The following is a 23,281-nucleotide window of genomic DNA, read 5'->3' on the forward strand; positions in this document are numbered from 1 at the left end:
TCGAAAGGCCCGTTCTGATGGAATGGTATTACGCGCTGTCGTTCCTGCTGGGGATGATCCTTTTCCTGATGTTCATGGGCATCCCCGTGGCCCTCGCCTTTATCGCCGCCAACATGATCGGCGCGACCTATTTCATGGGCGGTAGCGGTGACCTGCTGCGGCAGATGTCGCGGGGGATCGGGCAATTGGTCAATAACGCGCTGCCGACCGTGACAACCTTTAACCTGATGCCGGTGCCGATGTTCCTGCTGATGGGCGAGATTTTCTTTCACACCGGCCTTGGCAACAAGATGTTCGCGGCGGTGGAGAAACTGATGGGCCGCATCCCCGGTCGGTTGTCTTTTGTGACCGTGGCGGGCGGGACGGCCTTTGCCACTCTGTCGGGTTCCTCGCTGGGGTCCACCGCGCTGCTCGGCTCGCTCATGGTGCCCGAGATGGAAGCGAAGGGGTACAAGAAGCACATGGCCATTGGTCCGATCCTGGGCACCGGGGGGCTGGCGATGCTGATCCCGCCTTCGGCGCTGGCGGTCCTGCTGGCCACGCTGGCCACGTTGGACGTGGGTGACCTGCTGCTTGCGGGCGTGGTGCCGGGCCTGATGCTTGCATGCTTCTATGTCATCCTGATCCTGGGCCTTTGCCTGTGGGACCCGACGGCCGCACCGGCCTACGAGGTCGAGCAGATTGCGTTCTCCGAAAAGATGCGGCTGCTGTTCTTTGACATCATGCCCATGATGTCCATCGTGGTCGGGGTGATCCTGCTGATCATGAACGGCTGGGCGACCCCGTCGGAATCCGCGGCCTTTGGCTGTGTCGGGGTGCTGCTGCTGGCGATCGGCTATCGCAAACTGACCTGGACCAGCTTTGTCGCCTCGGTCACCGGCGCGCTGCGGGTGACCACCATGGCGCTGCTGATCATCTTCGGCTCTGCCACCTTCTCGGCCCTGCTGGCGTTTTCGGGGGCGTCATCGGGGCTGATCCGCTGGGCCACGCAGTTCGACTTTGACCCCATTGTGATGCTGGTCATCATGTTCTGTATCCTGCTGGTGCTGGGCATGTTCATGGATCAGCTTTCCATGATGCTGCTGACGGTGCCGATCTTTTTCCCGCTGGCGCAGACCCTGGGGTTTGACCTGATCTGGTTCGGGGTGATCATCCTGATGGCGCTTGAAATCAGCTTTACCACGCCACCTTTCGGATTGCTGCTGTTCGTGATGAAGGGGGTCGCCCCACCCGATACCACGATGCGCGACATCTACATGGCGGCGCTGCCCTATATGGGCTGCGCGATCCTGCTGGTGGTGCTGCTGATCATATTCCCCCAGATCGCGCTCTGGCTGCCGAACATGGGCGAATAGCGCACGACGGGGGGCGGAATTTTCGAAAATTCCGGCGAAAACCTTTCGAAAGGTTTTCCTCCGCCTGCCCGTGGGGTCAAAGCCCCTTGGGGTGGGTCAGGAATTCCTCGATCACGTGGTCGGGTGCCTTGACGTAATCGCCGGTGCGGCTGACTGACTGTCCTGTCTGGCGCTTCAGGCTGACCGCCATTTCTGCCATCTTCACCGCGATGGGGATGCCGTTGATGACAGGGGCCAGATCCACGTTGTGATTGTGGAAGCTGGCGAACAGCAACATCGGGATGCCACCGCCGGGGATCAGCACGTCAATGCCCTGGGCGACCAGCGGGCGGGCCTGTTCTTCGAACAGGACACGCACTTCCTCCGACTTGTCGGCGTCGCCATAGGCCGCCAGGATTTGCCCCGGTTCGAATGTCATCGCATGCACGCCGGTGACACGTTCGCGCAGGCCATATTTACCGATCTGGTGGTGAAACCACGGGATGAAGCGGGGGTTGATCGTGACGATGCCGATGCGCTGGCCCAACTGGCAGGAATACAGCATCGACGCCTCGCCCAGGGCAATCACCGGAATATCCACCGCCGCCCGCGCCTCGTACAGGCCCGCATCCTGGAAATGGCCGACGATGAAGGCGTCATAGCCTTCGCGCTCCGCCTGAATGGCATTGCAGATCATCTCGCGCGCGCAGCGGAACTCGACCAGCGGATGCGCATAGCTGTCGAAGGGGGTGATGCCCCTGATGTCAATCTGCGTGCCGGGCTGTGCGCTGTCGCGCAGGTGTGGGGCCAGAACGTCCCAGTATCCGGCCCCGTTTTCCTGATCGACATACGATTGATACCAAATTTTCATGGGGCGGTCCGTTACATTTGCGAGGGCAGGAAAAGCACCAGCGCGGGAAACGCCAGCAGCAGGATCAGCCGAATGATATCAACCATCCAGAACGGCGTCACACCGCGAAAGATGGTGCCGGTGGACACATCGCCCACCACGCCCTTGAGGACAAAGACATTGAGGCCGACAGGCGGGGTGATCAGGCTGATTTCGGTGACCACCACGACGATGATGCCAAACCACACCGGGTCAAATCCCAGGCCGGTCACCAGGGGAAAGAAGATCGGAACCGTCAGCAGCAACATCGACATCGATTCAAAGATGCAGCCCAGGACGATATAAATTGCGATGATCATCGCCATGACGACCCAGGGCGACACGTCGTAGGCGCTGACAGCCGCGCGCAGGGCTTCGGGCAGGCCCGCGAGGTTGACGAAGTTGGAGAATATCCAGGCCCCGATCAGCACGGCAAAGAGGCTGGCGGTGGTCAGCGTGGTTTCCTGCAATACTTCGCGCAGGCCGCTCCAGTTCAGCCCGCCGCGCGCCAGAGCTATCAGAAACGCACCGGCAGCCCCCATGCCCGCTGCCTCTGTCGGGGAAAAGGCCAGGTGGATCGGCCAGAAATCAAGCGCCCCGTAAAGCCCGCCGATGACAAGACCGAAGAGCAGCAGAACCGCCCAGACGCCTTTCACCGCCCCCATGCGCGCGCCCCAGTCCGACCGTGGGCCCGCAGGCCCGGCCTCCGGGTTGCGCGCCACGGTAAAGCGGACCGCCACAAGATAAAGCAGGATACCAAGCGCGCCGGGAATGATCCCTGCGATGAAAAGCTGTCCGATGGAGGTTTCCGTCAGCAAGCCATAGATCACCAGGATCACCGAGGGCGGAATCAGGATGCCCAGCGTCCCGCCCGCCGCGATGGAGGCGGTCGAAAGGCTGTCGGCATAGCCGAACTTGCGCATCTCGGGCATGGCGACCTTGGACATGGTTGCGGCGGTGGCCAGCGACGATCCGCAAATCGCCGCGAACCCGCCACAGGCCACGATGGTCGCCATCGCCAGCCCGCCGCGGAAATGCCCGAGAAAGGCGTTGGACACGGCATAAAGCTCGCGGCTGATCCCGCCCTTGTTCACGAACAGGCCCATCAGGATGAACAGCGGCACCACGGACAACCCGTAATCCTGCGATGTGTCGATCAACAGCCGTGACACCATCGAGATCGAGGCGGTGAAATTGGTCTGGTAGGCAAAGCCGATCATGCCCACCAGGCCCATGGCAAAGGCGATGGGAATACGGCACAGGACCAGTACAAAAACGGCGGCAAAGCCGATACAGGATTCAATCATGCGGGGTCTCCAGCGCGCGGGGCGCGAACCAATGCAGCAACCCTTTGATGATCAGCACCAGCGCCGTCAGAAAGGTCATGATGGCGATGAAATACTCTACGTAGAATGTCGGGATCGAAAGGTATTCTGTCACATCGCCATAGCTGCGGCCCCGTTCGGCCAGCACCACAACCCGCTGCGCGGGCCAGTACAGCATCACGCCACAGATCAGATTGACCAAACCATCCCGCAGCCGCGCGATGTTCAGCCGGTCAAAAATGCCATCGGCAAGATCGACGGCAATATGCTCTTCGCGGGCCGACAGGATCGGCAAGGCAGAGAACACCACTATCGCAATGGCGATGCGGGTCAATTCGGTCGCGGCCTCGATCGGCGCATTCAGCGCCGAGCGCAGCACCACGTCGCAGAACGTCAGCACCATCAGCGCAAAAAGCGCAAGCGACGCCACCACCATCGGCAGTGTGGCACCAAGGCGGGCGAGTTTGATCACCTGTTGCATAGAACCTCAAGAGATGCGGAAAGGGCAGGGATCAACCCTGCCCGAACCGGTCATTCGGTTTCTTTGGCCATCTCTGCCACGACCATCTCATAGGCGGCCTGCGCATCGACACCGGCGGCTTCAAGCTCCGCCAGAACCTTTTCGCGCACGCGTTGCCCCATTTCGGCAAAGGCGGCCTGGTCTTCCGCGCTGGCGGTCACGATGGTATTGTCTGCCGCCGCTTCGGTTTCCGCCCGCGCTTGTGCGTCGCTTTCGTCCCAGACCTTGCCCATCATCCGGCTTGCGGTCTCACCGAACACCTGTTCGTCCAGCGCGGTCTGCAGGTTCTCGGGCAGGCTGTCGAATTTGTCCTGGCTCATGATCACCGCAAAAGACCCGCGATAAAAGCCGCCGGGCATTTCATAGACGTTCTTGGCAACCTCGTTCAGTTTGAAGCTGATCCGCTCGCCCATGTTCATGGCCACGGCATCAGCGGCCCCTGAATCCAGCGTCTCATAGACTTTCGGCGCGGGCACCTGAATGCCGACAAGGCCCAGCTCGGCCCCGACATCAGCCGATACACCGCCGCCCAGGCGGGTCTTCAGACCTTGCAGATCGGCCAGTGTCTTGACCTCCTTGTTGGAGTGGACCTGTCCGGGACCATGGGTGGTCAGCGCCACCAGCTTGGTGCCCCGGTGTTCGTCCAGCGCATCGAGGTATTCTGTCTGTACCCGCCAATAGGCCACCGATGCAGCTTCGGCGCTGCCTTCGTATCCCGGCACTTCGATCAGTTTCGACCCGACGAAACGGCCCGGCTGATAGCCGTGAAAGATGATCGTCATATCGGCTGCGCCGTCCATCACCAGGTCCATCTGTGCCGGTGGCGGGGCAAGGCCCATCTTGATTTCGCCGGTGACTTCGCCCCCCGTGGCGGCTTCCATCATGTCGATCAGGCCCTCCAGCATCCCTGTGTTGACCGGGTGGCTTGGAGGCAGCCAGCTGGAAATCGTGATTGTTTCAGCGGCCTGTGCGGCTGATGCCATGCTCAACACCAGCGCCGTGCCGGTCAAGAATTTTGTAAACTTTCCCATTTTTCACTCCCTTTTTTCTCACAGGGGCGGCCACTGTCAAAGCCGGACTCACCCGCCGCGAATTTATATGCATTTTCATTAATCCATATTTTCTATGACTTGTGAACCCGTTTTCTGGTGCATTTCGCGCGGTGCTGTTTCGGGCATGCTAGGTTCGAGCACTTCCAGCAGGGACCGCAGGGCGGGTTTCAACCGCGCCCCGTCGCCCCCGGACAGCCTGCGGATCAGTACCGCCTCATGAACCTTTGCCTGGGTGACCAGATCGGTCGCCAGAGCCCGGCCTTGGGGGGTCAGATGAACACGGACCCGGCGCTTGTCAGCAGCGTCGCCGCGCCGCACGACAAGGCCGCGCTTTTCCATTTGCAGGATGATGCGGGTCAGCCGAGACTGTTCGGCCAGTGCAACCGTCGCCAGTTGCGTGATCATCGCACCGTCTTCGTCCAGAAGGCAGGCCAGCACCCGCCATTCGGGGACCCGCAGACCCGCCGCGCGGACGGTCTGGTGGAATTGTGCGCTGGCCGCGTCGCTGGCGGCGGCCAGCAGGTACAGCAGATAATCCGATACAAAGCCGGGTGAAGCGTCTGAATCGGTGTTTTCGCGCGGTGCCTGCATCAATTGGAATCCTTCCTGTCTGCCGTTCTGGTTCAGCAGTAACGTGCCAAGGGCAATGTAGCGAAGCGAAGGGGGCACATAAAGAGCTTGACGATTAATATATGAGTTTTCATATTAAATGACATGGAGGACCAACCGATGGAGACCATTTCCGGCAAGATCATGCAAATCAATGTCAGCCGGGCTTTTTCCACCCGTCTGATACTGGACATCCGAAGGAGCATCCAATGAGCAAGTATTCCGGTAATCCTGCCGCTGCCGCTGCATTGTTCGAGGGCCATCAGGTCCATCGCGATGTCTACATCGACCCGGAGGTGTTCCGGCTGGAGATGAAACACGTTTTTGCCAATGCCTGGGTCTTTGTAGGCCACGAAAGCCAGACCCCGCAAAAGGGCGACTACTTCGCAACCTCCATCGGCGACCAGCCGGTGATCCAGGTGCGCCATTCGACGGGCGACATCCACGTTCTGTACAACCGCTGCCCCCACAAGGGCACCAAGATCGTCATCGACCGGCAGGGCAATACCGGCAAGTTCTTTCGCTGCCCCTATCACGCATGGTCCTTCAAGACAGACGGTTGCCTGCTCGCCATCCCGCTGAAGAAGGGGTACTCCGACACCGGCCTTGACCAGACAGAGGGGGCCAAGGGCATGAAGGCTGTGGGTGCCGTGCACAACTACCGCGGTTTCATCTTTGCCCGCCTGGCTCAAGACGGCATTTCATTCGAAGATTTCTTTGGCGACAGCCTGTCATCGCTCGACAACATGGTCGACCGTTCCCCCGCCGGACGGCTGGAAGTCGCAGGGCCGCCGCTGCGTTACATGCATCATTGCAACTGGAAGATGCTGGTCGAGAACCAGACCGATACCTGTCATCCGATGGTGGCCCATGAATCCTCCGCCGGGACCGCCGTGAAGCTCTACGAGGAGCTGAACCTGCCCGAAGACGCGCCCAAGCCTCCGGCGATGGAGATCATCGCGCCTTTCATGAGCCCTTATGAGTTTTTTGAAAACATGGGGATACGCACCTGGCCCAATGGGCACGGGCATACGGGCGTGAACCACTCGATCCACTCCAACTATTCCCAGATCCCCGGCTATTTCGAGGCCATGGTCGAAAGCCATGGCGAAGAAAAGGCCAAGGCGATCCTGGACGAGAACCGGCACAACACGGTCTATTTCCCCAACATCATGATCAAGGGCCCGATCCAGCAGCTGCGCATTTTCATCCCGCTGGCGGCGAACAAGACGCTGGTGGAAAGCTATATCTACCACCTTGTCGATGCACCGGAGGAGTTGACCGCGCGCACGGCGATGTACAATCGCATGATCAACGCGCCGACCTCGATCGTCGGCCATGACGACCTTGAGATGTACGAACGCGCGCAGGAAGGGCTGGAGGCCGACGGCCTTGAATGGGTGAACATCCAGCGCCTGCGCACGGGCGAGGAGGACTTTTCCGAAGAGGTCGTGGAGAACGGCACGACAGAGCGCCAGATGCGCAACCAGTTCGACGCATGGGCAAGGTTCATGACCTGGGATGCCCCCGCGCAGGAGGCGGCAGAATGAATGTGTCGAAAGAACAGTTGATCGACTTCATCTATGATGAGGCACGGATGCTGGACGAGGGACGTTACACCGAATGGCTGGACCTGTGGCTGCCTGACGGCCACTACTGGATGCCGCTGGATTATCAGCAGACCGACCCGCTGAACGTCACCTCGTTGATGTATGAGGATCTCTTCATGCTGAAACTCCGGGTCGAGCGGCTGAACGGCGCGCGCACCTTCAGCCAGAAACCAAAAAGCCGCTGCCACCATGTGATCCAGCGCCCGTTTGTGGACGAAATGAAGGGCGATAGCTTCGTGACGACCACCTTCATGCACTACGTCGAGACGCGGCTGGACGAACAGCAATTGCTGGCCCTGACCGCGAAACACGACCTTGCGTTGGTCGACGGGTCGCTGAGGATCGCGAACAAGCGGGTCGATATCGTCAATTGCGACGCGGCCTTCCGCAATATTCAACTCTTGCCATAAGGAGCGGCTGCGCCGCATTCGATCTAAAGAATCTTGGGGCTTTGCCCCAAACCCCAGTATATTTCTGGAACAATGAAAGCGAAAAGAGTCCGGAAATCCTGTTTCATTGTTCCTCAAATATACCGGGGGAGGCGCCGCTTGCGGCGGCGGGGGCAGGGCCCCCAGCCTGGCCTGTCAGCGATGTCAGCCTTCATAGGCTTTGCCGCGCGCCAGCATTTCGGAGGTGCCGATCAACTTGTTCAAGCTGTCAAAGTCATGCATCCGTCCGGCGAAGGGCGCGTTTGACCCATGGGTGACGAGGCTTGCGTAATAGTCCTGCGCCGTCCGGGCCAATGTGCGCACGATGCCGCCGGGAAAGATCACTACAGAGAAACCCAGTTTCTCCAGGTCAGAGGCGTTGTGCATCGGGGTTGCGCCCCCTTCGACCATATTGGCCAGCAGGGGCACGCGGCCTTTGAACTGCGCGGTGATGGCCTGCAATTGCGCGCGGCTCTGGGGGGCCTCAATGAACAGCACGTCGGCACCCGCTTCCAGATAGCTTTCTGCCCGGTCGGTGGCGGCGTCGAACCCTTCCACGGCGATGGCGTCGGTCCGGGCCACAATCAGCGTGTCTTCGGACCGGCGGGCATCGGCCATGGCGCGGATTTTCCCGGCCATCTCCGGAGCATTGATCAGGGTCTTGTCCTTCAGGTGGCCGCACCGCTTGGGATAGCTCTGGTCTTCGATCTGCAGTGCCGCCGCGCCGGCACGCTCGTATTGCCGCAAGGTGCGCTCGGCGTTCAGCGCGTTGCCGAAACCGGTGTCGGCGTCGATGATCACCGGCACCTCCACACGGTCCGCAATCAGCGCCATCGTATCAGCCATTTCCGTGACCGAGGTCAGCCCGATGTCGGGCCGCCCCAGCCTTGTATAGGCCACGGCGGCACCTGACAGATACAGCGCCTCGAACCCCGCCGCCTGCGCGATGGAGGCTGTGAGCCCGTCATAGACGCCGGGGGCGACGAGGATATTGCCAGTGCCAAGCCGGGATTTCAGGGTCATGTGTCCTCCAGCAGTTTCAGCGCCTCGGCGCAGGTCATCTGATGCGTCACCGTGCCCAGTGACAGGATCGTGGCGTCATGCACATCATCGCGAAAGGCGGCGCAGCCGTCGGTCAGCATGCAGGTTGCGATGTCGCGCAGATGCGCATCGCGCAGGGTTGAAGCGACGCCGCCGTTGGTCACGATGCCGCCGACTATGAGATTGTCGATGCCGGTTGCGCGCATGATATATTCCAGCCGCGTCTGGTAGAAAGCGGAATAGGCAACCTTTTCCACCACGTAATCCGCCGGGTGCAGGGCATCGACAAGGGTATGGCCAAAGCTGCCGGGGGCAAAGTCCCCGCTGGTCAGGAAGGGGCGCAGTTGTTTCAGATGTGGTGCGATCAGCGGCGCGCCTTGCGGGCCGGGCACCAGGGTGAACTGGGCCGAGATATAGGTGCCGCCCCGCGCCCGGAGCGCCCGCACCAGCGGTGCGATGCGGTCGGGCAGGGCGGCGATGCTGGCGGCCCCCTGACCGGCGCGGCCATATGCGCCGTCGGGATGGATGAAGTCGTTTTGCAGGTCAATTGTCAGCAGACCGGTTTTGGTCAGGTCCCATGTTGCGGGATGGCTCATGTTGCCTCCGATCGCGTGATGATGGTGTTGCCGAAGCGGTCCACGTGACCGCTCAGACCCGGTTCGATCAGCACCGTGGTGTCGGGCTGTTCCAGGATCGCGGGGCCGGTGATTTTGGTGCCGACAGGCAGGGCGAGCCGGTTGTAGATCGCCGTGTCGCGCCAGGTATTGCCGAAATGCACGCGTCGGGTGGCCTTGGGGGCCGGGGTCCCGTTGGTCTGCGGGGCGAGGGTCTCAAGGTCGAACTTTGGCCGGGTGCCTGTCACGGCTGAGCGCAGGTTGAGGATGCGCCGCACGCCGTTTTTCAAGAGCCGCCCGAATGTGGCGGCATAGGCGGCGTCGAATGCCGCCTCGATCTGGGCCTTGGTGGGGGGCTGTACGATGCCATCCTCGACCCTGACGTCCAGCGGGACCGCAACCGTATGGGTCTGCCCGATATAGGCCATGTCCAGCTCGAACCCGGCCTTGCGCGCCTCGAAGGTGGTCTGCGCCGCCTGCAGCATCGCCATGCCCTGATCGACGTGATCCTGCATGAAACCGGTGAGCGCGGAAGTATCCAGCTGATCCACCAGCGCGTTGATCGTCTGGACAAAGTCCTGTCGCATGTCCGCGATCACGCAGCCCATGGCGGATGTCACCCCCGGATACCGGGGCACAATGGCGCGGGCGATGCCGACCTCGGCCAGCATGGCACCCGCGTGCAACGCACCGCCGCCGCCAAAGGGCATGAAGGCAAAGCGTTTGGGGTCAAACCCGCGTTCGATGCTGACCAGACGGATTGCCCCCGCCATGCGGCTGTTGGCGACGCGCAGGATCGCTTCTGCCGCCTGATGGGTGTCAAGGTTCAGCGGCGCGCCCACATGGGCGTCGATGGCTTTCGCGGCGGCTTCCACGTCCAGCCGGGTCAGCTTGCCGCCGATCGGATTGTCCGGGTCGATCCGGCCCAGCACCACATTGGCGTCGGTCACCGTGGGGCGGTCATTGCCCAGCCCATAGGCCACCGGTCCGGGGTTTGAGCCCGCGCTTTCGGGGCCGATGTTCAGCAGCCCGCCCTTGTCCACCCAGGCGATGGACCCGCCGCCCGCGCCGATGGTCGTGATCTCGATCATCGGGGTACGTACCACCATGCCGAAGTCGATGGAGGTCTGCGGGCTGAGCATGGATTGCCCGCCCGCAATCAGCGAGACGTCAAAGCTGGTGCCGCCCATGTCGCCGGTGATCACATCGGGGAAACCGGCGATGGAGGCGATATAGCCCGCCGCAATCACACCCGCAGCGGGGCCGGAAAGTGCTGTGCGCACCGGCACCTTGCAGGCGGTATCGACGGCCATCACCCCGCCATTGGACTGCACAATCATGAATTCGCCGCCGAACCCATCCTGCTTCAGCGCCGATTCCAGCCGGTCGAGATAGCCCGAGACTTCCGGTTGCAGATAGGCGTTCAGCGCGGTGGTGGAAAAGCGCTCGAATTCGCGGATTTCCGGCAGGATTTCCGAGGAGCAGGAAACATGTTCATTGTGCCAGATGGCACGGACGGCCTGAACCGCCAGTGTTTCGTTCTGGGGGTTGGCGTAGGAATTGGCGAACAGGATGGCGATGGCGGCGCAGCCCTGATCGGCAAGCGCGGTTGCCGCCGTGCGCACGGCGTCCAGATCGACCGGCGTGCGGATCGTGCCATCCGCCAGGGTGCGTTCCGGCACTTCCAGGCGATATCGCCGGTCCACGACAGGTTCGAAATCACCGCGCAGACCCCAGGTGCGGGGGCGGTCGCGGCGGCGCATTTCCAGAACGTCCCGCAGGCCCATCGTGGTGATCACGCCGATTTTCGCGCCCTTGCGTTCCAACAGGGCATTGGTGCCTGCTGTTGTGCCATGTACCACGACAGAGATCTTTGAAAGGTCGTCCACCTGCTGGCCGATCCCGTTCAGAAAGCCGCCCGATTGATCCGGGCGCGTGGTGGGGACCTTGGCGACCGCTGCCGTGCCGTCCGCTTCATTCAGGACAAAGACATCCGTGAAGGTGCCGCCCACATCGACGCCGACGATCTTCATATTGTGACCTCAGACCTGGGCTTGCACCGGGCGGAGGGCCTGATTTGCGCGCTCATGTCGTGATCTCCCGCCAGGCTTGGCCATAGGCTTCATCCGCATGTTCGGCAGACACCAATCCGCGCGCGACGTCCCGCGCCACGGCATCGGCGGCGCGGTCGGCGGCCGGGCCATAGCCGCCGCCGCCGGGTGTTTCCAGCCGCACGGTTTGCCCTTGCCGCAGCTTGATGCCCCGCATCTTGGAGACCAGCGGCGGATGCGCGAAACCATCATCGGTGGCATAGGAAAACAGGTTCAACGCCGCATTTGCCCCGCCCGCGATCCCCTTGGGCGCGAACCGTCCGCGTTCACCAAACAGGAAGGCCTCCGCGCCGTTTTCTTCCAGCACCTCAATTTCATAGATGGCCCCCATCCCGCCGCGATGCATGCCATCGCCCGCACTGTCCGGGCGCAGCGCCCATTGACGGAACATCACCGGATAGACGCTTTCGAGAATCTCCATCGGCGGAATGGTGGCGGTGGAAATCGGCGCATTGCCGTGGTTCAGCCCGTCGCCCTCCAGCGATCCGCCATGCCCGCCGCCGTAAAAGCTGAACATGACCCAGGGCCGCCCGTCGCTGCGCTTGCCCGCAATCGAAAGCGCATTGATCGTGCCATAGGCATTGGCAACGATCCGTTCCGGGGCGGCCTGTGCGGCGGCGGAAAATATGACGTCGATCATCCGCAGGATCGTCTCCGTATAGCCGCCGGTGGGCGCGGGGAACTGTGCGGCCAGCATCGACCCTTCCGGCACGCGCACCTCGATGGGGCGCATCACGCCGGCATTGGCGGGCAGCATCGGGAAGATGTGCTTGATCGCCACATAGGCGGCGGCAACAGTGGTGGGCAGGGCGATGTTCACCGGCCCTGCGCATTGCGGGGCGGAGCCTGCAAAATCCAGCACCATTTGATCGCCCCTGATCTCCAGCGCGACCTTGATGACCAGAGGTTCATCCGTGATCCCGTCATTGTCGAGGTAGTCGGTAGCCTCCCAGCGGCCATCGGGCAACCCCTCCAGCTCGGCGCGCATCAGGGCCTCCGCCCGGTCGCCCAGAGCATCCAGCGCAGCGCGCACCGTGTCGGCGCCATAGGCGTCCAGCAGTTCATCCATCCGCTTTATGCCAAGGTCCAGCGCCCCCAACTGGCCGTTCAGATCGCCCATTGCCGATTGCGGAAGCCGGGTGTTGCGCAGCAGGATGTCGATGATGTCCTGGTTGATCTCGCCCGCGCGGGCCAGCTTGACCGGAGGCAGGTTGAACGCCTCCTGAAAGACGTCCGTGGCGGCGGGGTTGTAGTTGCCAGGCACCGCACCCCCCACATCGTGCCAATGCCCGACCGAGGCGAGGTAGCAGAACAGCTTGCCCTCGCGGTAATAGGGCCGCACCAGGCGCATGTCCGACAGATGTGTGCCGCCGATATGCGCGTCGTTGAAAATATAGATGTCTCCATCCGCCAGATCACCGTCGGCGGCGGCCTTGTCGATCACCGCCTTGACCGCGAATGCCATGACGCCGACAAAGATCGGCAGCCCGGATTTGCCCTGCACCAGCGTGTCGCCCGTGGAAGCGTGATAGAGACCATGGCTGGCGTCATGTGCCTCTGCGATGATCGGGTTGAAGGCCGCGCGGAACAGGGTTGCGTCCATTTCATCGGCGATCTGCTCCATCCGTCCGGCAAGGACAGCCAGCGTGATCGGGTCAATGTCTGCCATCTTGCTCCCCTTGTGTTGCGCCGACCTCTGCAATCTCATCGAGCCCGTCAACGCGCCGGATGCCGGTGGAGGCGGGACATGTTGTTGCATTTGAGCCTTTGGACATTTATGTGCATTTTCATGGAAAAGCCAAGCACCCTGCTGGACAAACTCTGGGGCGCGCATGAAATTCTGCGCCGCGAAGATGGCACTTCGCTGCTTTGGGTGGACCGGCATCTGGTGCATGAAGGGTCGCATCACGCATTTGCCAAGCTGGCCGCGCGCGGACAGAAAGTGGCAGAGCCGCGCCTGACCTTTGCCGTCACCGACCATTATGCCCCGACCCGCCAGCGCGACAGGATCACGGACCCCGACATCGCCCGCATGATCGAGACGCTGGAGGGCAACGCGCGAACCCATGGTCTTGAGACATTCGGGCTGAGCGACCCGCGACAGGGCATTGTGCATGTGATCGGTCCGGAACAGGGGCTGACCCTCCCGGGGCTTCAGATCAACTGCGGCGACAGCCACACATCGACCCATGGCGCGTTCGGCGCTCTGGCCTTTGGCATCGGGGCGACAGAAGTGGCCCATGTGCTGGCGACCCAGACCGTCTGGCAGCGCAAACCGGCGGCGATGCGGATCACTTTTGAGGGGGCCTTGGCACCGGGCGTCACGGCCAAGGATATGGCGCTGGGGTGGATCGCGCGGCTGGGCGCGGGCGGGGCGCAGGGACATGCGGTGGAATACGCAGGCCCGGCGGTCGAGGCGCTGAGCATGGAGGGGCGCATGACCCTGTGCAACCTGTCGATCGAGGGCGGCGCCCGCTTTGGCATGGTGGCCCCCGATGAGGTGACTTTCGATTATATCAAGGGCCGCCCCTTTGCGCCCAAGGCCAGCGACTGGGAGAGGGCAGTGGACGGGTGGCGCACCCTGCGCACGGACGCGGGGGCAGATTTTGCCCGCGAAGTGATCATTGACGCCGCCGACATCGCGCCGACCCTGACCTGGGGAACCAGCCCGGAGCAGGCAATCGGCATCGACGCGGTCCTGCCCGCGCCCGGAAGCCTTGGTGCAGGCAAGGCGGCTGCGGCAGAGGCGGCCTATGACTACATGGGGCTGACACCGGGACAGCCGATCAAGGGCACGCCGGTTGATCAGGTCTTCCTCGGCTCCTGCACCAACGGGCGGATCGAGGACCTGCGCGCGGCGGCGGCAGTGCTGCGGGGCCGCAGGGCGCAGGTGCCGGGGCTGGTGTCGCCCGGATCGGCGCTGGTCAAGCAACAAGCGGAGGCCGAGGGTCTGGACCTCGTGTTTCGGGACGCCGGGCTGGAATGGGCCGCATCGGGCTGTTCGATGTGCGTCGGCATGAATGGCGACCTTGTGGCACCGGGCAAGCGCTGCGCCTCATCGACCAACCGGAACTTCAGGGGGCGGCAGGGGCGCGGCGCACGCACGCATCTGATGTCGCCCGCCATGGTCGCGGCGGCGGCGGTGACCGGCGCGCTGTCGGATCTGCGCGAAGTCATGCAGGAGAGGGTCTGATGGCGGGATGGACCACACATGAGGGCAGGGCGGTCCACCTGCCGCAGGACAATGTGGACACCGACCAGTTGATTCCGGCCCGGTTCATGTCGACGCCCCGTGTGCAGGGCTATGGCGATTTCCTGTTGCATGATATGCGCCGCGACGATGCAGGCGTATTGCGCCCCGATTTCCCGTTGAACGGGCCGGAGCCTGCCAGCATCCTGATCGCGGGCCGGAACTTTGGCAGCGGTTCCTCGCGCGAGGCGGCGGTTTATGCCCTGGTCGATGCCGGGTTTCGGGCCGTGATCGCGCCCGGCTTTGGCGATATCTTTGCCGCGAATGCGATCAACAACGGCCTGTTGCCTGCCCGTTTGGGCGAGCGCGAGGTTGCGGCACTGGTCGCCGAATTGGGGGATGGTGGCGCGCCGCTCTGCATAGATCTGGGCAACAGGGAAATCCAAGTGGCGGGGCAGGTATTTGGCTTTGACCTGGATGAGGTGTGGCGGACGAAGTTGATCAAGGGTTGGGATGACATTGACCTGACGCTTCAGCATGCGGCGCGAATCGCGTCTTTTCGGGACCGTCGGGTCGCGGACACGGTCTGGGTCTTGCCGGACGATTGAGATTGGCGGTGCCTGTTCGGTTTCTTGAGCGGTATCATTCAGACCAGACGGTGCATCACATCCATCCGGCCTGTCCATGGGTGAACGGAAACACCTGATATGCCCCAATACGCCACCCCCAATGAAGACATGTCATTTTTGACATGTCTTCATTGGGGGTGGCACAAGGGAACAGCGGTATGCCGCCGCGCATCCAAGGGCTTGCACCGTCCGACAATCAGCCTTTGGGTGCGCCGATCAGAATGGCCCGAAAGTCATTGACGTTGGTCCCGGTCGGCCCCGTCATGAACAGCCCATTCACTGCTTTGAGCGCCGAATAGGAATCGTCATGCTGCAACGCCTGCAAGGGATCGAGGCCCGCCGCACGGATCCGCGCCGCCGTTGTCCCGTCCACCCAGGCCCCCGCATTGTCCTCGGAGCCGTCAATCCCATCGGTGTCCGCCGCGAGCGCGTGAAACCACGACTCCCCCTCCAACGCCAGCGCCAGGGCAAGTTGAAACGCGCTGTTGCGTCCGCCCTTGCCCTTGTGGCGCAGCGTGACCGTTGTCTCTCCGCCTGACAGCAGGACAACCGGCGCGGGATAGGGTGTGCCTGCGATGGCCGCTTGCCGCGCGAGGGCTGCGTGAACCAATGCCACCTCCCGCGCTTCCCCTTCGATCCGGTCCGAAAGTATCCACGGCGTCACGCCCTCGGCGCTGGCCCGGCAGGCGGCGGCCTCAAGCGACTGTGCGGCAGACGCGATGATCCGGGTCGTGACATTGGTGCGCGGTGCAGCCTCGTCCGACGGCTGCTGGCGCAGATGGTCCATGCAGGTCTGCGGCAGCGCCAACCCCCGCGCTCCGATCAGGGCCAGGACCTCTGCCGCGCCTGGCCGTCCCGGCACCGTGGGTCCGGAAGCGACAGCGCCGGGGTCGTCACCCGGCACATCGGACACGATCAGGTTGCAGATGCGCGCGCCCCCGGCCAGTTCCGCCAGCCGTCCGCCGTTGATGCCGCTGAACCGCTTGCGGATCGCATTCATCACCGAAATCGGCGCACCCGATTCCAGCAGGGCGGCGTTCAGCTCCTGAAGATCGGTCAGGCTCAGCCCCTCGGGCGGATCAGGCAACAGCGACGATCCCCCGCCACAGATCAGCGCGATGACCAGATCATCCGGCCCCAGCCCGCTGACTGCCGATTTCAGCGCCTGCGCCGCCTCCAGTCCGGCGGCGTCCGGCACCGGATGCGCCGCCTCCAGTACCCGGATCGTCTGGCACGGCGCGCCATAGCCATAGCGGGTGACCACAACCCCTTCGAACGGCGCATCCCACAGCGCTTCAAAGGCCTGCGCCAGTTGGGCCGCGCCCTTGCCCGCGCCAATAACCACGGTGCGGCCGCGCGGCGCGTCGGGCAGGTTGCTACCCAGGGCATTCAACGGGTCGGCGGCGGCAACCGCCGCATCGAACAGCCCGGACAGGAAGGCGCGGTGATGTTCTGCCATGGTCCCTCGTTGTCTTGCGTGGTGATGCGCACCTGTGCCGGTGCCGCAACGCCGTTTGCCTGTCAGCTCAGGCCAAAGATGTCCCTGGTAAAGACCTTGTCTGCCACATCCGACAGGTCATCGGACGCGCGGTTCGCCACGATGACATCGCTTTGTCGTTTGAAGTTTTCCAGGTCGCGCACAACTGCACAGCTGAGAAAGCTCTCCTGCTCATAGGCTGGTTCATAGATGACGACCTTGATCCCTTCGGCCAGAATGCGACGGATCACGCCCTGCACGGAACTTTGCCGGAAATTGTCCGACCCGGCCTTCATCACCAGCCGGTGAATCCCCACCACCTGGGGTTTGCGCGCCAGCACCCGTTCGGCAATGAAATCCTTTCGGGTCCGGTTTGCATCCACCACCGCGCGCATCAGGTTCTGCGGCACCGCCGAGAAATTGGCGAGCAGCTGCTTGGTGTCCTTGGGCAGGCAATAGCCGCCATAGCCGAAGGACGGATTGTTGTAATGGGTGCCGATGCGCGGATCGAGGCCGACCCCTTCGATGATTTCACGCGCGTTCATGTCTTCGGCCAGGGCATAGCTGTCAAGCTCGTTGAAGAAAGCCACCCTCAGCGCCAGGTAGGTATTGGCAAAAAGCTTGATCGATTCCGCCTCTGACGGCCCGGTGTAAAGCACCGGCACATCCGTGGCCAATGCCCCCTGCACCAGCAGATCGGCAAAGACCTTTGCCTCCTCGCGGCGCGACCCGACCACGATCCGCGAGGGATAAAGGTTGTCGTGCAGGGCCTGCCCCTCGCGCAGGAACTCGGGGCAAAAGATGATGTCCTCGGACCCGAACAGTTTGCGCACCCGGTCGGTAAAGCCGACGGGCACGGTCGATTTGACCACGATGGTGGCAGTGGGATTGACGTCGAGCGCCAGCTTGATCACCGCCTCGACCGAGGAGGTGTTGAAGAAGTTGGTCTCGGGGTCGTAATCCGTCGGGGTGGCGATCACGATGAATCGCGCCTCCCGGCAGGCGGCCGCGCCGTCGATGGTGGCCGTCAGGTCCAGTTCCTTGTCGGCCAGCCATTGTTCCAGTTCCACGTCTTCGATCGGCGACGTCCGGGCATTCAATTGCGCCACGCGGTCTGCCGACAAATCCACCGCCGTGACACTGTTGTGCTGGGCCAGCAGGACCGCGTTTGACAAGCCCACATACCCAATTCCAAAAACAGCAATTTTCATTAATTTTCTTTCAATTAATACCGGGCGAACTACTCCCATATTCGGCCCGCGCTGGCAATATCCGGCGATCCGATCCGGGCCTGACGGTGGCTTTTTTCGCAAATCCGGATGTGAAAGGTCAAGGTGTGAACAGGTCGGTGGCGGTTAACGCCTGAAACGGGCTCAAATTCCCGGTGCGAATCCCAGGATAAGCTGACGCAATCCAATTGCGGCACCGGCCATGATGCAGGCAAGGGTCAGCGGTGCGCTATAGGCCAGCACCGAAAATGCGGAAAGCCCCTGGCCGACGCTGCAACCGACGGTAATCACCGCGCCAAACCCCATCAGGCCCGCCCCCAGGATCTGGCGGCCCAGCTCGCGCGGATCGTCACAGGCCTCCCAGCGGAAATGCCCCTTGAACAGACTGCCGGCGAAGGCACCCAACAGGACCCCCAGGACCGACCCCGTGCCAAAGCTGATGGAGTTCCCCGAAGAGGTCATCGCATAAAGCATGGTTTCACCCAGCGGTGCGGAGAACGTGTGGCTCAGAACCGGCGTGGCATCAAAGCCGACGTTGGCAACCCATTGCGTACCCGCCCAGCCCGAGACGATGGCGATCCCGACAACCGCACCCCAGAAGACATGCCCATAGGCCTGGCGCATCGGCTGGTGGGACAGCGTCAGCAGCACGATCAGCGCCCCGATCAGGATGCCGCTGGCATGAACCGTCAGCCCCGTCAGGGCCGACAACGCGTCAGCAAACCCCGGCATCGGGCCGGGCCTGTCGGCGGCGTCGAACAGCCACAACCGCAACCCGGAAAGCGGACCGCCCAGGGTCATATAGGCCGCCAGCCCCATCACCAGCACAATGACGAAAGACCGCAGATCGCCGCCGCCCAGACGTGCCAGCGCGCCATAGCCGCAGTTGCCCGCCAGCGCCATGCCATAGCCAAAGGTCAGGCCGCCGACCACGCAGGCCAGCGGGTTCCAGCCGCGCCCCAGATACAGGGTCTGCCCCAGGTCAAGCCAGCCCAACCCGGCCAGCCCGAAGGTGCCCATCACCGCCACCCCGATTGCAACGCCCCACATGCGCAGCCGCAGGCTGGAGTTGCCGTAATAGACGTCTTCGATGGCACCCAGCGTGCAGAACCGCCCGATCCGCGCAGCGAGACCCAGCAAAAGACCGCCAAGCGCACCGATCAGGGCTACGGTCTGCGGCTCTGTCAGATAATTCAGCACGTGACCCCTCCCTTCACGCATTGGATATCAAAAGGTCCTGCTAGGGCCTGCGGACGTTCATCTTCCACCACCCGTTTCAGTCCAAAATTGCTCAGTTCCAGGCAAGAGAGCGCCGGAATAGCCAGCTATTTCAAGCTCTCTTAACGCAGAAGTGGGCAATTTTGGCGAAACCCTTGCAGGGCGCGGCGGATTTTGCCTCTGCCATCCCGGATGTTCGCTTCCAATGATCACATTGCTGCGCTCACATCAGGGCGCCAGCGGCAAAATCCGACCCGCGCGGGTGGCGGAAGATGAACGTCCACAGGCCCTAATCCTCCTGGCAGAACAGGTCGTACACCACTTCCATGATCTTTCTCGGGCGGTCGTCGGCAAGGCTGTAATATATTGTCTTGCCATCGCGTCGCGGGGTGACCAGCCCTTCCAGCCGCAGCCGCGACAATTGCTGCGACACCGCCGCTTGCCGGGCCGACAGCAATTCTTCCAGCTCCGTCACCGATTTCTCTCCGGTGGTGAGGTGGCACAGGATCATCAGCCGCCCCTCGTGGCTGATCGCCTTGAGAAAGTTGGACGCCTGCACCGCGCTGGCGGCCATCCTGTCCATATCCTCCTCACACATGTCGTCGTGAAACACCGGCAACCCCATCAAACCTGCATCCTTCGTTGTTTTGGGCCGGACAGCGACCATATCGGCGCTGCCAGTCGGACCGTCAGTTCATCATGATGTCGGGATCGGCGCGGGTGATCATCGCACCCAGCAAACCCCAAAAGAAATCCTCGCCCGGATATCCTTCGATCCGGGACAGTTCACGGCCATCCTCAACGAGCACAAATGTCGGTGTGAAACTCAGGCGGCCTGCGAATTCAAGGTCGCCGGGAACCGGCGTATGAATGTCGTACCGCCGCAACGGGGCTGCCTGACCCTCGGGGGTCTTTGGGTATTTCTGCGCGATTTCCCGGTCCCACCTGGCGCACCAGATGCAGCCCTTTTCCTCGACCATCACAAGCGCAAGCTCTGCAGATGCGACCTGCACCCACCCGATGGCCACAAAAACAGGCAATATCAGCGCACGCAGCAACATGTCGGTTTGACCTTTCCGTTAAATAATACCTAATATGAATATGTGAATTACTCAAGCACGGACCCCGGAACATGATGGATATCACCCTCGCAGGCGCGCTGATTGCCGGATTATTGTCCTTTCTGTCGCCCTGTATCCTTCCGATTGTGCCGTTTTACCTCAGCTATCTGGCCGGCGTGGGCATGAACCAGATATCGGCGGACGCCCCCATCGACAGCGCGGTGCGGCGGCGCGCGGTGCTGGCGGCCTGCATGTTCGCGGCAGGGGTGATCACGATTTTCATGGGGCTGGGTGCGGCGGCCACGGTATTCGGCCAGATCGTGCGGGAATATTTCGACATCCTGCGCTGGATCGCGGCGGCGATCATCATCGCGATGGGGCTGCACTTTCTCGGGGTGATCCGGATCGGCCTGCTCTACAGGCAGTTCCGCGCCGATGCGGGCGATACCTCCAACGTCAGCCTGCTGGGGGCCTATGTCATCGGTCTGGCCTTCGCCTTTGGCTGGACGCCCTGCGTGGGGCCGGTGCTGGCGGCGATCCTGTTCACCGCCGCCGGGGCAGATACGGCGGGCAGCGGTGCGCTCTTGCTGTTCGTCTATGGGCTGGGGATGACCGCGCCCTTTGTCCTTGCGGCACTGTTCATCGGCCCCTTCATGCGATGGATGGCCCGTTTCCGCCGCCACCTGGGCCTGATAGAAAAGCTTATGGGTGTGATGCTGATCCTGTTCGGGATATTGATTGCCACCAACACCATCAACTACATCGCGCAGTGGATGCTTGAAATCGCGCCCGACATCGGCACCCTGCGCTAACCGGAGGAACGACATGCGACCAATCGCACTGGCCCTTGCGGCCCTGATCACAGTGACACAAGCGGCCTTTGCGGAAGTGGGCGATGACGGGCTGCACAAGACCCCCTGGATGCGCGACACCTTCAAGGACCTGTCGGACGACCTGGCAGAGGCCAACAGCGAAGGCAAGCGCATGGCGATCATGGTCGAGCAGCGCGGCTGTATCTATTGCACCAAAATGCACGAAGAGGTCTATCCGATCCCCGAGATCGCCGCCTACATCGAAGAGAATTTCTTTGTCGTGCAGATCAACATGTTCGGTGACACCGAAGTGACCGATTTCGATGGCGAGGCCCTGCCGGAAAAGGACATGGTGCGCAAATGGGGTGTCCTGTTCACGCCCACAGTGATGTTCATGCCCGAAACGGTGGGCAGTGACGCCACCGCAGCCCAGGCCGCAGTGACCGTGATGCCGGGTGCTTTTGGTCGTCATACGACCTTCAACATGTTCAACTGGGTGGTCGAAAAAGGCTATGACGGGGAAGAGAGCTTTCAGAAATACCACGCCCGCAAATTCGCCGAGCAAAGCCAATAAGGGGATTCGCGTTTTCCTCGAAGCACCTCTTGTCGCCTAACGCGTTGAAATCTAGGATTTCAGGCAGCGTCCGGCGATTCAGGTTTGACGCGAAGGAAAAAAGGCTGGGAACAAAGGGGTTCTGGTGATCAAAACTTATATTCATTCGATTTTTTGAATTTGTAGTTGCGTGTTCACGAACCTGTGCGCTACGCTATGACAAAAGCCGAAGGGCAAGGGAGGAACCATGAAAATTCTAGGGACAGTTGCGGGTGCCGCAGCCTTGCTGGCAACCGTGGCGGTGGCAGAAATCATCGCGCCGACCAATGTCAGCTTTGATGACGGGGCCATTGCCGCGTCATTGACAGGCGCGCCTGGCGACCCTGCCGAGGGGCGCGATATCGTCGGCAACAAGAAAAAGGGCAATTGCGTTGCCTGCCATCAGGTCAGCGATCTGGCGGAAGTTCCCTTTCAGGGCGAGATCGGGCCGATGCTGGATGGTGCCGGCGAACGCTGGACCGAAGCAGAGCTGCGCGGCATCGTCGCCAATGCCAAGGTGATGTTCGAGGACAGCATGATGCCCTCCTTCTACAAGACCGAAGGATTTATCCGTCCGGGCAATGCCTATACGGGTGAGGCGGCGGATGACACCTTTGGTCCCATCCTGACTGCCCAGCAGATCGAAGATGTCGTCGCCTACCTCGCGACGCTCAAGGAATGATCCGCGCGTCGCGCGGCATACTCACGGACCGAACCGCGCCCGGCGCGGCCTGAACGATAGGAGATCGGAATGGAATTCACACGACGCAATGCGCTGGCGGTCGGGGCAGGGGCCCTAGTCCTCGCCGGGTTGCCCATCAAGGGTTTCGCCAAGGGCGAAGAGGAAATCGCGGCCTTTACCGGTGGTGCCGAGATGACCGAGGGCGGCATCGAGCTAACGGCCCCCGAAATCGCGGAGAACGGCAATACCGTGCCCATCGAAGTCTCTGCCGAAGGCGCGAGTGAGATTCTGGTGCTGGCAATGGGCAACCCGACCCCGCCCGTCGCCACCTTCAAATTCGGCAAGCTGGCCGCGTCCCAGCGGGCGTCGACCCGTATTCGTCTGGCCGGGACGCAGGACATTGTCGCCATCGCAAAGATGGCCGATGGTTCCTTCGCCAAGACGTCGAAAACGGTCAAGGTCACAATTGGCGGCTGCGGCGGCTAAGGCATTCAAGGAGAATTATCATGGCATCAGGTGTAAAACCCCGCGTCAAAGTCCCCAAAACGGCGGCCGCCGGAGAGGCGGTCACGATCAAGACCTTGATCAGCCACCAGATGGAAAGCGGCCAGCGCAAGGACGATGACGGCAACGCCATTCCGCGTTCGATCATCAACCGCTTTGTCTGCGACTTCAACGGCGAGAACGTCATCGACGTCAAGATGGAGCCTGCGATTTCCACGAACCCCTACTTCGAATTCGAGGCCATTGTGCCCGAGGAAGGTGAGTTCAAGTTCACCTGGTATGACGATGACGGTTCGGTCTACGAGGAAACCAAGGCCATCGCGATCGGCTGAACGGTACGTTTCAGGGAGGGAC

Annotated in this window: 24 protein-coding genes; 10 read left to right on the top strand and 14 right to left on the bottom strand. The window is 62.1% G+C overall.

Annotated elements, in window-relative coordinates; genetic code table 11:
• Nucleotides 1-17 precede the first annotated feature (17 nt).
• A complete protein-coding gene (locus tag A8B82_RS15435; RefSeq protein WP_067294269.1) occupies nucleotides 18-1,355 on the top strand; it encodes a TRAP transporter large permease in 1,338 nt (445 codons plus the stop codon).
• A 76-nt stretch (nucleotides 1,356-1,431) separates the two neighbouring features.
• Here the strand turns inward: A8B82_RS15435 and A8B82_RS15440 are convergent, their stop codons facing one another.
• From A8B82_RS15440 to A8B82_RS15460, 5 genes are all read right to left on the bottom strand, one after another.
• Entirely contained in the window at nucleotides 1,432-2,205 is a 774-nt protein-coding gene (locus A8B82_RS15440; RefSeq protein WP_067294272.1) for an aspartate/glutamate racemase family protein, read from the bottom strand.
• Between the two features lie 11 nt (nucleotides 2,206-2,216).
• Nucleotides 2,217-3,530: a TRAP transporter large permease gene (locus A8B82_RS15445; protein WP_067294275.1), complete on the bottom strand. Its 1,314-nt coding sequence runs from the start codon at nucleotides 3,528-3,530 to the stop codon at nucleotides 2,217-2,219.
• Nucleotides 3,523-4,029, bottom strand: a complete 507-nt coding sequence (locus A8B82_RS15450) for a TRAP transporter small permease (protein ID WP_067294277.1) — start codon at nucleotides 4,027-4,029, stop codon at nucleotides 3,523-3,525. Before A8B82_RS15450 ends, A8B82_RS15445 begins: the two co-directional genes overlap by 8 nt.
• Nucleotides 4,030-4,079: 50 nt before the next feature.
• Nucleotides 4,080-5,099 (bottom strand): TRAP transporter substrate-binding protein, encoded by a 1,020-nt coding sequence (locus A8B82_RS15455; RefSeq protein ID WP_067294280.1) that lies wholly within the window; start codon nucleotides 5,097-5,099, stop codon nucleotides 4,080-4,082.
• 78 nt (nucleotides 5,100-5,177) lie between these two features.
• A complete protein-coding gene (locus A8B82_RS15460) occupies nucleotides 5,178-5,711 on the bottom strand; it encodes a MarR family winged helix-turn-helix transcriptional regulator (RefSeq protein ID WP_082899332.1) in 534 nt (177 codons plus the stop codon).
• A 227-nt stretch (nucleotides 5,712-5,938) separates the two neighbouring features.
• Here A8B82_RS15460 and A8B82_RS15465 point away from each other — a divergent pair, with 227 nt between their 5' ends.
• A complete protein-coding gene (locus A8B82_RS15465) occupies nucleotides 5,939-7,279 on the top strand; it encodes an aromatic ring-hydroxylating dioxygenase subunit alpha (protein WP_067294282.1) in 1,341 nt (446 codons plus the stop codon).
• Nucleotides 7,276-7,749 (top strand): aromatic-ring-hydroxylating dioxygenase subunit beta, encoded by a 474-nt coding sequence (locus A8B82_RS15470; protein ID WP_067294285.1) that lies wholly within the window; start codon nucleotides 7,276-7,278, stop codon nucleotides 7,747-7,749. Before A8B82_RS15465 ends, A8B82_RS15470 begins: the two co-directional genes overlap by 4 nt.
• A gap of 183 nt (nucleotides 7,750-7,932) precedes the next feature.
• On the opposite strand, the gene A8B82_RS15475 is transcribed toward A8B82_RS15470, so the two are convergent.
• From A8B82_RS15475 to A8B82_RS15490, 4 genes are read right to left on the bottom strand one after another with little or no spacing between them, the layout of a single operon-like run.
• Nucleotides 7,933-8,790, bottom strand: coding sequence for an isocitrate lyase/PEP mutase family protein (locus A8B82_RS15475; RefSeq protein ID WP_067294288.1), 858 nt, complete (start codon nucleotides 8,788-8,790; stop codon nucleotides 7,933-7,935).
• Complete coding sequence (locus A8B82_RS15480) at nucleotides 8,787-9,404, bottom strand: cysteine hydrolase family protein (RefSeq protein ID WP_067294290.1); 618 nt, start codon at nucleotides 9,402-9,404, stop codon at nucleotides 8,787-8,789. Before A8B82_RS15480 ends, A8B82_RS15475 begins: the two co-directional genes overlap by 4 nt.
• Nucleotides 9,401-11,455, bottom strand: a complete 2,055-nt coding sequence (locus A8B82_RS15485) for a hydantoinase/oxoprolinase family protein (protein WP_067294293.1) — start codon at nucleotides 11,453-11,455, stop codon at nucleotides 9,401-9,403. Before A8B82_RS15485 ends, A8B82_RS15480 begins: the two co-directional genes overlap by 4 nt.
• 52 nt (nucleotides 11,456-11,507) lie before the next feature.
• The gene (locus tag A8B82_RS15490; protein WP_067294296.1) at nucleotides 11,508-13,202 is read right to left on the bottom strand and encodes a hydantoinase B/oxoprolinase family protein; all 1,695 of its coding nucleotides are present in this window, start codon (nucleotides 13,200-13,202) and stop codon (nucleotides 11,508-11,510) included.
• A gap of 120 nt (nucleotides 13,203-13,322) precedes the next feature.
• Between A8B82_RS15490 and leuC the strand changes: the two genes are divergently transcribed.
• Nucleotides 13,323-14,726, top strand: coding sequence for a 3-isopropylmalate dehydratase large subunit (leuC, locus tag A8B82_RS15495; RefSeq protein WP_067294398.1), 1,404 nt, complete (start codon nucleotides 13,323-13,325; stop codon nucleotides 14,724-14,726).
• Complete coding sequence (leuD, locus tag A8B82_RS15500; RefSeq protein WP_067294299.1) at nucleotides 14,726-15,331, top strand: 3-isopropylmalate dehydratase small subunit; 606 nt, start codon at nucleotides 14,726-14,728, stop codon at nucleotides 15,329-15,331. The genes leuC and leuD overlap by 1 nt, the downstream gene beginning before the upstream one ends.
• Nucleotides 15,332-15,548: 217 nt before the next feature.
• Here leuD and A8B82_RS15505 read toward each other — a convergent pair whose 3' ends face one another.
• The 5 genes from A8B82_RS15505 to A8B82_RS15525 form a co-directional block, all read right to left on the bottom strand.
• Complete coding sequence (locus A8B82_RS15505; protein ID WP_067294302.1) at nucleotides 15,549-16,811, bottom strand: glycerate kinase type-2 family protein; 1,263 nt, start codon at nucleotides 16,809-16,811, stop codon at nucleotides 15,549-15,551.
• A gap of 62 nt (nucleotides 16,812-16,873) precedes the next feature.
• A complete protein-coding gene (locus tag A8B82_RS15510) occupies nucleotides 16,874-18,040 on the bottom strand; it encodes a nucleotide sugar dehydrogenase (RefSeq protein WP_067294304.1) in 1,167 nt (388 codons plus the stop codon).
• 162 nt (nucleotides 18,041-18,202) lie between these two features.
• Nucleotides 18,203-19,258 (bottom strand): YeeE/YedE family protein, encoded by a 1,056-nt coding sequence (locus A8B82_RS15515; protein WP_067294307.1) that lies wholly within the window; start codon nucleotides 19,256-19,258, stop codon nucleotides 18,203-18,205.
• A 307-nt stretch (nucleotides 19,259-19,565) separates the two neighbouring features.
• Nucleotides 19,566-19,901, bottom strand: a complete 336-nt coding sequence (locus tag A8B82_RS15520; RefSeq protein ID WP_067294401.1) for an ArsR/SmtB family transcription factor — start codon at nucleotides 19,899-19,901, stop codon at nucleotides 19,566-19,568.
• Between the two features lie 64 nt (nucleotides 19,902-19,965).
• Nucleotides 19,966-20,337 carry a hypothetical protein gene (locus A8B82_RS15525; RefSeq protein WP_067294308.1) on the bottom strand — a complete coding sequence of 124 codons (372 nt, stop codon included), beginning with the start codon at nucleotides 20,335-20,337 and terminating at the stop codon, nucleotides 19,966-19,968.
• 71 nt (nucleotides 20,338-20,408) lie between these two features.
• Here A8B82_RS15525 and A8B82_RS15530 point away from each other — a divergent pair, with 71 nt between their 5' ends.
• From A8B82_RS15530 to soxZ, 5 genes are all read left to right on the top strand, one after another.
• Entirely contained in the window at nucleotides 20,409-21,149 is a 741-nt protein-coding gene (locus tag A8B82_RS15530; protein ID WP_067294311.1) for a cytochrome c biogenesis CcdA family protein, read from the top strand.
• Between the two features lie 13 nt (nucleotides 21,150-21,162).
• Nucleotides 21,163-21,723 (top strand): thioredoxin family protein, encoded by a 561-nt coding sequence (locus A8B82_RS15535; RefSeq protein WP_067294313.1) that lies wholly within the window; start codon nucleotides 21,163-21,165, stop codon nucleotides 21,721-21,723.
• Between the two features lie 226 nt (nucleotides 21,724-21,949).
• Nucleotides 21,950-22,423: a sulfur oxidation c-type cytochrome SoxX gene (gene soxX / locus A8B82_RS15540; RefSeq protein ID WP_067294315.1), complete on the top strand. Its 474-nt coding sequence runs from the start codon at nucleotides 21,950-21,952 to the stop codon at nucleotides 22,421-22,423.
• Between the two features lie 69 nt (nucleotides 22,424-22,492).
• A complete protein-coding gene (gene soxY, locus A8B82_RS15545) occupies nucleotides 22,493-22,909 on the top strand; it encodes a thiosulfate oxidation carrier protein SoxY (protein ID WP_067294318.1) in 417 nt (138 codons plus the stop codon).
• A gap of 20 nt (nucleotides 22,910-22,929) precedes the next feature.
• Nucleotides 22,930-23,259 (top strand): thiosulfate oxidation carrier complex protein SoxZ, encoded by a 330-nt coding sequence (gene soxZ, locus A8B82_RS15550; RefSeq protein WP_067294320.1) that lies wholly within the window; start codon nucleotides 22,930-22,932, stop codon nucleotides 23,257-23,259.
• Nucleotides 23,260-23,281: the final 22 nt, after the last annotated feature.

This window comes from Sulfitobacter sp. EhC04 (assembly GCF_001650875.1).
Lineage (GTDB): Bacteria > Pseudomonadota > Alphaproteobacteria > Rhodobacterales > Rhodobacteraceae > Sulfitobacter.

What these genes read in the sequence shown, in the direction of transcription:
- A8B82_RS15505 (WP_067294302.1), bottom strand. Translation starts at nt 16,811, where the DNA reads ATGGCAGAACATCACCGCGCCTTCCTGTCCGGGCTGTTCGATGCGGCG.
- A8B82_RS15465 (WP_067294282.1), top strand. Translation starts at nt 5,939, where the DNA reads ATGAGCAAGTATTCCGGTAATCCTGCCGCTGCCGCTGCATTGTTCGAG.
- A8B82_RS15460 (WP_082899332.1), bottom strand. Translation starts at nt 5,711, where the DNA reads ATGCAGGCACCGCGCGAAAACACCGATTCAGACGCTTCACCCGGCTTT.
- leuC (WP_067294398.1), top strand. Translation starts at nt 13,323, where the DNA reads ATGGAAAAGCCAAGCACCCTGCTGGACAAACTCTGGGGCGCGCATGAA.
- soxX (WP_067294315.1), top strand. Translation starts at nt 21,950, where the DNA reads ATGAAAATTCTAGGGACAGTTGCGGGTGCCGCAGCCTTGCTGGCAACC.
- A8B82_RS15475 (WP_067294288.1), bottom strand. Translation starts at nt 8,790, where the DNA reads ATGACCCTGAAATCCCGGCTTGGCACTGGCAATATCCTCGTCGCCCCC.
- A8B82_RS15480 (WP_067294290.1), bottom strand. Translation starts at nt 9,404, where the DNA reads ATGAGCCATCCCGCAACATGGGACCTGACCAAAACCGGTCTGCTGACA.
- A8B82_RS15535 (WP_067294313.1), top strand. Translation starts at nt 21,163, where the DNA reads ATGCGACCAATCGCACTGGCCCTTGCGGCCCTGATCACAGTGACACAA.
- soxZ (WP_067294320.1), top strand. Translation starts at nt 22,930, where the DNA reads ATGGCATCAGGTGTAAAACCCCGCGTCAAAGTCCCCAAAACGGCGGCC.
- leuD (WP_067294299.1), top strand. Translation starts at nt 14,726, where the DNA reads ATGGCGGGATGGACCACACATGAGGGCAGGGCGGTCCACCTGCCGCAG.
- soxY (WP_067294318.1), top strand. Translation starts at nt 22,493, where the DNA reads ATGGAATTCACACGACGCAATGCGCTGGCGGTCGGGGCAGGGGCCCTA.
- A8B82_RS15450 (WP_067294277.1), bottom strand. Translation starts at nt 4,029, where the DNA reads ATGCAACAGGTGATCAAACTCGCCCGCCTTGGTGCCACACTGCCGATG.
- A8B82_RS15445 (WP_067294275.1), bottom strand. Translation starts at nt 3,530, where the DNA reads ATGATTGAATCCTGTATCGGCTTTGCCGCCGTTTTTGTACTGGTCCTG.
- A8B82_RS15470 (WP_067294285.1), top strand. Translation starts at nt 7,276, where the DNA reads ATGAATGTGTCGAAAGAACAGTTGATCGACTTCATCTATGATGAGGCA.
- A8B82_RS15530 (WP_067294311.1), top strand. Translation starts at nt 20,409, where the DNA reads ATGATGGATATCACCCTCGCAGGCGCGCTGATTGCCGGATTATTGTCC.
- A8B82_RS15510 (WP_067294304.1), bottom strand. Translation starts at nt 18,040, where the DNA reads ATGAAAATTGCTGTTTTTGGAATTGGGTATGTGGGCTTGTCAAACGCG.
- A8B82_RS15520 (WP_067294401.1), bottom strand. Translation starts at nt 19,901, where the DNA reads ATGGGGTTGCCGGTGTTTCACGACGACATGTGTGAGGAGGATATGGAC.
- A8B82_RS15490 (WP_067294296.1), bottom strand. Translation starts at nt 13,202, where the DNA reads ATGGCAGACATTGACCCGATCACGCTGGCTGTCCTTGCCGGACGGATG.
- A8B82_RS15455 (WP_067294280.1), bottom strand. Translation starts at nt 5,099, where the DNA reads ATGGGAAAGTTTACAAAATTCTTGACCGGCACGGCGCTGGTGTTGAGC.
- A8B82_RS15440 (WP_067294272.1), bottom strand. Translation starts at nt 2,205, where the DNA reads ATGAAAATTTGGTATCAATCGTATGTCGATCAGGAAAACGGGGCCGGA.
- A8B82_RS15435 (WP_067294269.1), top strand. Translation starts at nt 18, where the DNA reads ATGGAATGGTATTACGCGCTGTCGTTCCTGCTGGGGATGATCCTTTTC.
- A8B82_RS15485 (WP_067294293.1), bottom strand. Translation starts at nt 11,455, where the DNA reads ATGAAGATCGTCGGCGTCGATGTGGGCGGCACCTTCACGGATGTCTTT.
- A8B82_RS15525 (WP_067294308.1), bottom strand. Translation starts at nt 20,337, where the DNA reads ATGTTGCTGCGTGCGCTGATATTGCCTGTTTTTGTGGCCATCGGGTGG.